The 8,233-nt window shown below is 62.9% G+C and carries 9 protein-coding genes, 2 tRNA genes and 1 pseudogene; 7 read left to right on the top strand and 5 right to left on the bottom strand.

All coding sequences use genetic code 11. The annotated features are described in order from the left end of the window. The first annotated feature begins 172 nt into the window (after positions 1-172). Positions 173-493 carry a DUF5789 family protein gene (locus C451_RS08345; protein WP_007739651.1) on the top strand — a complete coding sequence of 107 codons (321 nt, stop codon included), beginning with the start codon at positions 173-175 and terminating at the stop codon, positions 491-493. Here the strand turns inward: C451_RS08345 and C451_RS08340 are convergent. Next, the gene (locus C451_RS08340; protein ID WP_007739647.1) at positions 490-2,412 is read right to left on the bottom strand and encodes an ABC transporter ATP-binding protein; all 1,923 of its coding nucleotides are present in this window, start codon (positions 2,410-2,412) and stop codon (positions 490-492) included. The two genes, C451_RS08345 and C451_RS08340, sit on opposite strands and share 4 nt — an antisense overlap. 87 nt (positions 2,413-2,499) lie before the next feature. After that, positions 2,500-2,754, bottom strand: a complete 255-nt coding sequence (locus C451_RS23760) for a DUF192 domain-containing protein (protein WP_007739645.1) — start codon at positions 2,752-2,754, stop codon at positions 2,500-2,502. Between the two features lie 292 nt (positions 2,755-3,046). Between C451_RS23760 and C451_RS08330 the strand changes: the two genes are divergently transcribed. From C451_RS08330 to C451_RS08310, 4 genes are all read left to right on the top strand, one after another. Then, positions 3,047-3,120: transfer RNA gene (locus C451_RS08330), tRNA-Val, on the top strand. A gap of 484 nt (positions 3,121-3,604) precedes the next feature. Next, a tRNA-Phe gene (locus tag C451_RS08320) sits at positions 3,605-3,678 on the top strand. 150 nt (positions 3,679-3,828) lie between these two features. Further along, the gene (locus C451_RS08315; protein WP_007739641.1) at positions 3,829-4,080 is read left to right on the top strand and encodes an AbrB/MazE/SpoVT family DNA-binding domain-containing protein; all 252 of its coding nucleotides are present in this window, start codon (positions 3,829-3,831) and stop codon (positions 4,078-4,080) included. Then, the gene (locus C451_RS08310) at positions 4,070-4,429 is read left to right on the top strand and encodes a type II toxin-antitoxin system VapC family toxin (RefSeq protein WP_007739640.1); all 360 of its coding nucleotides are present in this window, start codon (positions 4,070-4,072) and stop codon (positions 4,427-4,429) included. Before C451_RS08315 ends, C451_RS08310 begins: the two co-directional genes overlap by 11 nt. An 85-nt stretch (positions 4,430-4,514) precedes the next feature. Here the strand turns inward: C451_RS08310 and C451_RS08305 are convergent, their stop codons facing one another. After that, positions 4,515-5,510, bottom strand: a complete 996-nt coding sequence (locus C451_RS08305) for a glutathione S-transferase family protein (RefSeq protein ID WP_007739639.1) — start codon at positions 5,508-5,510, stop codon at positions 4,515-4,517. A gap of 101 nt (positions 5,511-5,611) precedes the next feature. Here C451_RS08305 and C451_RS08300 point away from each other — a divergent pair, with 101 nt between their 5' ends. Next, complete coding sequence (locus tag C451_RS08300; RefSeq protein WP_007739638.1) at positions 5,612-6,142, top strand: 50S ribosomal protein L16; 531 nt, start codon at positions 5,612-5,614, stop codon at positions 6,140-6,142. Positions 6,143-6,170: 28 nt separating this feature from the next. Next, positions 6,171-7,034 carry an ATP-grasp domain-containing protein gene (locus tag C451_RS08295; protein ID WP_007739637.1) on the top strand — a complete coding sequence of 288 codons (864 nt, stop codon included), beginning with the start codon at positions 6,171-6,173 and terminating at the stop codon, positions 7,032-7,034. A 268-nt stretch (positions 7,035-7,302) separates the two neighbouring features. On the opposite strand, the gene C451_RS08290 is transcribed toward C451_RS08295, so the two are convergent. Next, positions 7,303-7,683, bottom strand: a complete 381-nt coding sequence (locus C451_RS08290; RefSeq protein WP_007739636.1) for an Hsp20/alpha crystallin family protein — start codon at positions 7,681-7,683, stop codon at positions 7,303-7,305. A gap of 125 nt (positions 7,684-7,808) precedes the next feature. Beyond that, positions 7,809-8,195 (bottom strand): annotated as a pseudogene (locus tag C451_RS08285) (glyceraldehyde-3-phosphate dehydrogenase); the annotation flags it as partial. Positions 8,196-8,233 lie beyond the last annotated feature (38 nt).

Below are 8,233 nucleotides of genomic sequence, written 5' to 3'. Positions count from 1 at the left end.
ATCAGAGATGTGTATAAGAGACAGGTACTGCCGACGGGGAGAAGGGCGATATCCGTCTCGAGCCCGTCGGCGTCGGTCCACGTCGCCTCGGTGAGCTGCATATCCTGACGAACGGAGCCAGCGGCTTAAGCAGGCAGAACTGATTTGACGGTGCTCCGTGCAGATATGATGCATGACTGACGAAGACGACACGCGACAGCATGGCGTCGAGTTCGGTGAGTTCGGCGACCGCATGGAATCGTTCGACTACCCGCTCGATCACGAGACGCTCGTCGACGAACACGGCGACGCCGAGATCGGACTGCCCGACGGCGAGACGCGTCTCGACGAACTGCTCGCGCCGCTGCAGGACGACGAGCAGACCTACCAGGATCCCGCCGAACTCGAAACGATGATCCTGAACCTGGTCGGCGACGACGCGATCGGTCGCGAGAACTACTCCGATCGCGGCCCCTCGACCGCGACCGACGGCGACGACGAGGAATCGCTTTAGTCGCCCGTTCCGGCTTCCGTCTGGGCCTGTCTCTGGGTCGCGCGCTCGACGAACTCCTCGGGAAGTTCGTCGATCTCGCCGGCCTGGACGGCCCAGAGGTTCGCGTACAGCTCGCCCAGTTCGAGCAGTTCCTCGTGGGTGCCGTGTTCTTTCACCTGGCCATCCTCCAGGACGACGATCCCGTCGGCGTCCTTGATCGTCGAGAGTCGGTGGGCGATCGAGAAGGTGGTGCGATCCTCGGTCAGCCGATCGAGGCTGCGCTGGATGAGCATCTCCGTCTCGGTGTCGACGTCGGAGGTCGCCTCGTCGAGCACGAGGATCGCGGGGTCCTTGAGGATCGCTCGTGCGATGGTGATGCGCTGGCGCTGGCCGCCCGAGAGCTTGACGCCGCGCTCGCCGGCCATCGTCTCGTAGCCCTCTGGGAGGTTCTCGATGAACTCGTGGGCCTCGGCCGCCTTCGCGGCGTCGACGATCTCCTCGTCGGAGGCGTCGAAACTCCCGTAGGCGATGTTCTCCTTCACCGTGCCGTAGAACAGATAGGAGTCCTGACTCACGTAGCCGATCGACCGGCGCAGGCTCGACAGCGTCACGTCGCCGATGTTCTGGCCATCGATCCGGATCTCACCGTCGTCGACGTCGTACATCCGGAGGAGGAGTTTCAGCACCGTGGACTTCCCCGCTCCCGTGGGGCCGACGAGCGCGATCGTCTCGCCGCCAGCCACGTCGAAGGAGACGTCCTTGACCGTGCGCTCGTCCTCGTCGTAGCCGAAGTTCACGTCGTCGTACTCGACGCGTCCCTCCGAAACGGTGAGCTCCTCGGCGTCGGGATCCTGTGCGAGCCGGCTCGGTTCGTCCATCAATCCGAAGATGCGTTCGGCGGAGGCACGGGCGCGCTGATACATGTTGATGATCTGGCCGAACTGTGCCATCGGCCAGATGAACCGCTGCGTGTAGAGGATGAACGTGGTGAACAGTCCGACCGAGAGGTTGCTCGTGAACGGCCCCGGTGGCCCCTGGAACACCCAGATACCGCCGACGATAAACGTCGCGACGAAGCCGATCCCCGAGATGACCCGCAGCGTGGGGAAGAACTTGATACGAACCTTGATCGCTCCCCACTGGGCATCGTAGTACGACTGCGAGACGTCATCGACGCGGTCGGATTCGTAGCCCTCGGTGTTGGTGGATTTGATCACCTGGATCCCGCCGAGGTTGTTTTCGAGGCGGGAGTTCATCTCGCCGACCGACGAGCGGACGGCGGCGTACTTGGGCTGGATCTTCTTCACGAAGTAGTAGGTGAACCCCCCGATCAGCGGGATCGGCGAGAGCGCGATGAGCGCGAGCTGCCAGTTCGTGAGGAACATGACGGTCGCGATCCCGAGCACCATCGCCGCGAGCCGGAACACCGAGTTCATCCCGCCATTCAAGAACTGTTCCAGCCGATTCACGTCGTTCGAGAGCACGGACATCATCTCGCCGGTCTGTTTGTCGGCGAAGAAATCCATGTTCAGCCGCTGCATCTTGTCGTAGGTGTCCGTCCGGATCTGATGCTGGATGTTCTGCGAGAAGGAGTTCCAGCCCCAGTTGCGCCCGTAATGGAAGATCGCGCCGCCGAAGAAGGCGAAGGCGATGATGCCGGCGATGAGCCAGAACTGCTGGGTGCGGGCGGTCGGCAGCCACGCCTGTGGCACCGGCCCCAGCCCGAACGGCTGGTTCTGATTGAGCACGGCGTCGATGGCGATCCCGAGCAGCAGCGGCGGCAGCAGATCGAGCATCCGCGCGACCACACTTGTCAACGTTCCTACTAGAAAGGAGAAAGCGTTCTTGCGACCGTACTCGGCGAACAGCCGTCGCATGGCGTTGTCGGTCCCTTCCCGTTGATCCTCGAAGGGATCCTCATCGTCGGAAGAAAGACTCATTGAACGGATAAAGCGGATACGCACCTAAAAGGCTTCTCGGGCCTGTGAAACACTTCCATACCCCCGAACTCGGGTATCGCCGCCGATTCACGAACGATCGATCGTCACGCGATGGCCGACGCCGATTTCGTGACTCTCCATCCAGCCGCGAGGCACTTCGAGGACGTATTTCCCCGTGCCGGTGCGCTGGATGTCGTTGCCGTCCTGGTTCGGTCCGGGTGCGGGCGCGCTCTCGATGGCGTTGATGCGACCGTCCGCCCCGACGAACACGATGCCGAGCGGGAAGTCCATCCCGCGCATCACGTAGGTGTGGTCGCCCGATTCGTCGTAGGGAAAGAGCATGCCCGAACNAGATGTGTATAAGAGACAGGACGTCGACCGTCCCCAACTCCTGCGAGCAGTTGTTCGTGATCGTGATCTCGGCGTGATCGTACTCGCCGGTGTCGAACAGCGTCGCTGGCGGCGGCACGACGCCGGTGGCGACGGCCGTCGTCAGGGCCAGCGCGACGACGGCCAGCGCGAACAGGACGTTGAGAACGCGCCCACGGTTCACGGATGGGGATTGACGAGCGGAGGCCTAAACGTTCCGACGGAGAGAAAGGGTTATTCGACGTGCGGCAGTTTTCCCCGATGAGGGCTCGTGGTCTAGTTGGTTATGACGCGGCCTTTACAAGGCCGAGATCGGTGGTTCGACTCCGCCCGAGCCCACTCAATTCCTGCGAGCGATAGCGAGCAGTGAATTCTGTATCGAGGGTCGATTCGAAGGAGAGAACGAACGAGCGAAGCGAGTGCCGTTCACGTGGTTCGACTCCGCCCGAGCCCATTCGGATTCGGTGATTTCGTCGATCAACTGAGAAGGATGACGATCACGAACCCCGCGGTGAACATCGCCATCACGAGTCCGAGGAGCACCGCCATCGTCTGTCCAGTCGTCATGGCGTCGGTTGTCGCTGGAGCGCAAAAACCGGTCGGGCGACGTTCGCCGAGCGAAAGTGGCTTTGCCCGCCGTGGCGAACTCACGGTGATGATATCCGGCTCGACGTGTCCCGAATGCGGCGGTCACGTGCAGACCCAGGACGGACTCGGCTACGTCTGCACCGACTGCGGGACCGAGTTCGACGTGGCGGATCTGTTCGTCCACTGAGCCGCCTTTCGAAATGCTTTTTCCCCCGGTCGCCATCGATCGGAGTGAGCCGCCTTAGCTCAGACTGGGAGAGCACTCGACTGAAGATCGAGCTGTCCCCGGTTCAAATCCGGGAGGCGGCATACTTCGAGCCCGTGAGCGACGCGAACGATCAGGACCGTCTTCCTTCGATTCAAATCCGGGCGATTCTTTGATCCGATCGCTGCTCAGGTGAACTGGCCAGCACGGCTAAGCGGGGATATATTCATACGCCTCCCACTTCTTGTCTCTGTATGGGAACGAGTGAGGTGGCGACCGATGAACGCGGGCGCATCACCATCCCGAAGGAGCTCCGCGAACGGTTCGGCGAGCGCTATCGACTGGTCGAACTCCGTGACGGGATCAAACTCCTGCCGCGGCCGGACGACCCCGTGGCCGCGCTCCGCGGGGCGGCGAGCGAGGCACTCAAACAGGCGTCGATGGACGAACTGCGTGCGGAGGGTCTCGACGAGGCACAGGAGCAGGCGGGTGAGAATGTACGCTGACGTCGATTTCTGGGTCGCCCTGCTGAAGGACGACGACTGGCTGGCCGAACGCGCCGAACAGTACCTCGAAACGCACGACGGTGACCTCGAAGTCTCGCTCGTGACCTTCGTGGAACTGTTTCTCATCGAGGAGCGCTACGGTTTCGACCGCGAACAGGCCACCCTTGCGATTCTCGAATTGGCCGAGACGACCGTCGACACGGACATCGTCTTTCAGGCCTCGGAGTACATCGACGATGGCCTAAACACGTTCGATGCGTTTCACGCGGCGCTTGCGGGCGACGCGATTCTGTCGAGCGATCAAGCGTTCGACGGTATCGCCATCGAGCGAGTCGCACTCGAAGAATAACAGGGTGCAACTTGGCCGTCTACCAGTAACGACCCCAGCCTTCAGGTACAAGATGGTTGTTATATACAGCAGTATTCAGATATATCTAAATAGCAGCAAACAGATCGGCTGGCGGTCCGCCGGCCAGCCGATCACGGTCGTGCTCGGCGTCGAAATCGTGATCGGGACCGACGGCGACGATCCCTTTCGGGTTGACGTCGGTGTGGGTCTCGTAGTAGTGTTCCGTGATGTGGTCCATCCACACCGTGTCGGCCACACCGGGGAGCTGGTAGAGTTCCTTCAGGTAGTTCCAGAGGTTGGGATACTCGGCGATCTTCCGGACGTTACATTTGAAATGGGTATGATAGACGTCGTCGAACCTGACGAGCGTCGTGAACATGGCCACGTCGGCTTCGGTGAGGACGTCGCCACAGAGATAGCGCTGGTCGGCGAGCACTCCTTCCCAGTGGTCGAGCGCGTCGAAGAGATCACCGACGGCGTTCTCGTAGGCTTCCTGCGTGTCGGCGAAGCCGGCCCGATAGACGCCGTTGTTGATGGGATCGTAGATGGCGTCGATGGTCTCGTCGATCGCCTCCCGATGGCCTTCGGGATAGAGCGTCACGTCGTTGCCGAACTCCGCGAAGGCCGTGTCGAGCATCCGCATGATCTCTTCGGATTCGTTGTTGACGATAGTCTCCTTTTCTTTGTCCCAGAGCACGGGCACGGTCACCCGTCCCGTGAAATCGGGATCGGCCGCGACGTAGGTCTCCCGGAGATAGTCGAACCCGTTCTGCGAGTCGGTCGTCGCGCCCTCACGCGTGGGCGTGAACTGCCAGCCGTCCTCGGCGCGGTAGGGATCGACGACGTCGACCGAAACGACGTCCTCGAGGCCACGGAGCGCGCGCGTCACGAGCGTCCGGTGTGCCCACGGACAGGCATAGGAGACGTAGAGGTGGTAGCGCCCCGCCTCGGCCGGGAACTCCGCGTCGGGATCGGCTTCCACCCAGTTCCTGAAACTGGTCTCCTCTCTGTCGAATTCGCCGTCGTCGTTCGTCGTTTCGTAGACGTCGGTCCGCCACTCCCCATCGACGAGTTGGTTCACGTAGCGGGTAGTGCCTCGACGAATAAAGCCCCGTCGCGGGTGTTTCGCGCCGGTTACGGTGGCTTCGAAGGGTTTATTCGCACCCTCGGCCTCCGATTCCCATGGCCGACAAACCCGCCTCGATGTATCGGGAGATATCCAAACCCGCATACACCCGCAAGGAGTACATCACCGGCATTCCCGGGTCGAAGATCGCCCAGCACAAGATGGGCGACGTCCGTGCCGACCCCGAGGAGTTCCCGGTCCAGATCAGTCTATCGGTCGAGGAGGAGATCCAGCTCCGTCACGGCGCGCTCGAATCCTCGCGCCTGTCGGCGAACCGCTATCTCCTGAAGAACCTCGGCGAGGGCAACTACAAGATGATCCTCCGGAAGTTCCCCCATCACGTGCTTCGGGAGAACAAGCAGGCGACCGGCGCGGGCGCGGACCGCGTTTCGGACGGGATGCGCCAGGCGTTCGGCAAACCCGTGGGCACCGCTGCTCGCGTCGATGCCAACGAGCGCATCTTCACCATCTGGTGTGACGTCGACCAGGCCGACGTGGCCAAAGAGGCGCTCCGGCGTGCGTACAACAAGCTCGGCTCGCCCTGTGACGTCACCGTCGAGCGCGGTGCCGAACTGCTCGTCAGCTAGGGTTTCTGCGACCGTTTTTCGACGACCCATGCTCACTCTCGCCGTCGCCACACGGAAGGAGACCTTCGAGCGGATGGCCGACCCGCTCGCCGAGCGCGGCATCGAGGTCCGCCACGTCGCAACCGAGGAGCGAACCGTCCAACTTACTGAGCAAGACGACGAGTGGGCGGGCTTCGACGTCGGCTTCGTCCATCCGTCGCGCCTCATGGAGGGTGGCGTCGCCGACGCGCTGCTCGACGTACCGTGGGTCAACGACCGCGACGCGATCTTGACCTCGCGAAACAAGGCCGGAGTGATCGCCCGCCTCGCGCGCGTGGGACTCCCCGTCCCGCGGACGACGCTGATCTCGAACCCCGTCGACGAGGCCGCGCTCGTGGAGCTGTTCTCCCGATTCGATCCGCCGATCGTCGTGAAACCGAACTCGACGACGCGGGGGACGGGCGTGGTGAAGATCACCGATCGCGATTCGTTTCTCGGCGTGGCGGACTATCTCGGGCTCATTCACCGGAATCCGGCGACCGGCGATCGTTCGTTTCTGGTCCAGGAGTATATCGAGGACGCGACCGATTACCGCGCGATGTGTATCGACGGACGCTACGCGGGCGCGGTCGAGCGCCGACTGCCCGACGCGGCCCGCGCCGCGGGCGACTGGAAGCACAACGTCCACCGGGGGGCCGAGGCCACGGGCGTGGATCTTCCCGATGATCTTCGGGATCTCGCCGAGCGCACTGCACGACTGCTCGACATCCCGTGGCTCGGCGTCGATCTACTCGTCACCGACGATCGTGTAGTGGTTTCCGAGACCAATGCGCGCCCGACGATCGACGACGAGACGAAGTACGAACCCGGGTTCTACGACGACCTCGCGGCCCTGATCGAAGCACAGGTGTGACTGCGGTGCGGCCGGCTGTGGCGGCCGCGGTGCGGTGGCGGTAGCGGTGTTGTCCTGGCGGATGAAGGGCGAGCGACTGAAAGGAGCGAGGGCTTCGGCGGTGCTGTGCGGGGGCGGTTGCGGAGAGTGGTCCTGTCCGCGCGAGTGTAACGAGCGCGGTTCACCGCGAGCGAACGTAGTGAGCGAGCGGGAGGTTTTTAGCGTAGATTTTTGCAAGGAGTGGTGGCCGACCGCAGGGAGGCCACCCGACGCAGTAAAAAGGTACGTGCTAGAGGTCGATATCGGCGGAGGTGTCGGCGCGCTCGAAGACGACTTCGAGGACGCCGTTGTTGTAGGAGGCGTTCGCGGACTGCTCGTCGACGCGGACCGGCAGCGAGACGCGTTCGTCGAACTCGCGGCGGTTGCTCGCGGCGTCGATGGTGACGTGGCGACCGTCGCAGGTGAGATCGATGGCGTCCTTGGCGACACCCGGCATGTCGGCGATCACGCGCACGAGTTCGCCGTCTTCCTGGATATCGATGTGGGCGTCGGTGCCCATCCCCTCGGTCCGGATGTCGACGTTGCCGTTCATCATGCCGTTCATCATCCGCTCGATTTCGTCGAAGATGTCGTCGAAGGGATCGCTGTCGTCACGGTCGCCCGGTTGCATGACCACTGGTTGGTGCGGACGGAACAAAAGGGTTCGCGTCAGGGGAACGATTGCGACCGATCGTCGTCGGGATGATCGACCAACACCTGCGTTTCGGCCAGTGCGTGATTCGTGTTCGCGCGGCCTCAGAGACCCATGTCGAGGGCGTCGTTCGTCGTCTCGATGCTTTCGTCGGCGTCGGCCGTCTCGCTCACCGCGCGGATGGCGTCGACGTTCTCGGGGACGACGTCGGATTCCTGGTGGATCGCCTGGAACAGGTAGAGATCGTCGCCCTCGACCGAGATCGACTCGCCCCAGATGCAGTTCTCCCAGAGATCGCCGCGCGGGCGGCCGGCGTCGAGCGCGAACTCCTTCAGTTTGCCTGCACCGTCGATATCGAGGTGTTCGGGGATGACGAACGTCCGTGACTGCGAGTCGAGCAGCTCCCGGACCTCGTCGGCGGTTGCTTCCCCGTTCAGGGAGACGTTTATCGAGTGGGTGTGCATCAGGGTCGCGGGCACCTTGAGCCCCAAGGCTGTCTCTTATACACATCTCTGATGGCGCGAGGGAG

The sequence above is a fragment of the Halococcus thailandensis JCM 13552 genome (assembly GCF_000336715.1).
GTDB lineage: Archaea > Halobacteriota > Halobacteria > Halobacteriales > Halococcaceae > Halococcus > Halococcus thailandensis.
The sequence above is the reverse complement of the archived record's forward strand: the minus strand, read 5'-3'. Positions and strand labels throughout refer to the sequence as shown.

What these genes read in the sequence shown, in the direction of transcription:
- C451_RS08290 (WP_007739636.1), bottom strand. Translation starts at nt 7,683, where the DNA reads ATGCAACCGGGCGACCGTGACGACAGCGATCCCTTCGACGACATCTTC.
- C451_RS08315 (WP_007739641.1), top strand. Translation starts at nt 3,829, where the DNA reads ATGGGAACGAGTGAGGTGGCGACCGATGAACGCGGGCGCATCACCATC.
- C451_RS08295 (WP_007739637.1), top strand. Translation starts at nt 6,171, where the DNA reads ATGCTCACTCTCGCCGTCGCCACACGGAAGGAGACCTTCGAGCGGATG.
- C451_RS08300 (WP_007739638.1), top strand. Translation starts at nt 5,612, where the DNA reads ATGGCCGACAAACCCGCCTCGATGTATCGGGAGATATCCAAACCCGCA.
- C451_RS08345 (WP_007739651.1), top strand. Translation starts at nt 173, where the DNA reads ATGACTGACGAAGACGACACGCGACAGCATGGCGTCGAGTTCGGTGAG.
- C451_RS08340 (WP_007739647.1), bottom strand. Translation starts at nt 2,412, where the DNA reads ATGAGTCTTTCTTCCGACGATGAGGATCCCTTCGAGGATCAACGGGAA.
- C451_RS23760 (WP_007739645.1), bottom strand. Translation starts at nt 2,754, where the DNA reads ATGCTCTTTCCCTACGACGAATCGGGCGACCACACCTACGTGATGCGC.
- C451_RS08310 (WP_007739640.1), top strand. Translation starts at nt 4,070, where the DNA reads ATGTACGCTGACGTCGATTTCTGGGTCGCCCTGCTGAAGGACGACGAC.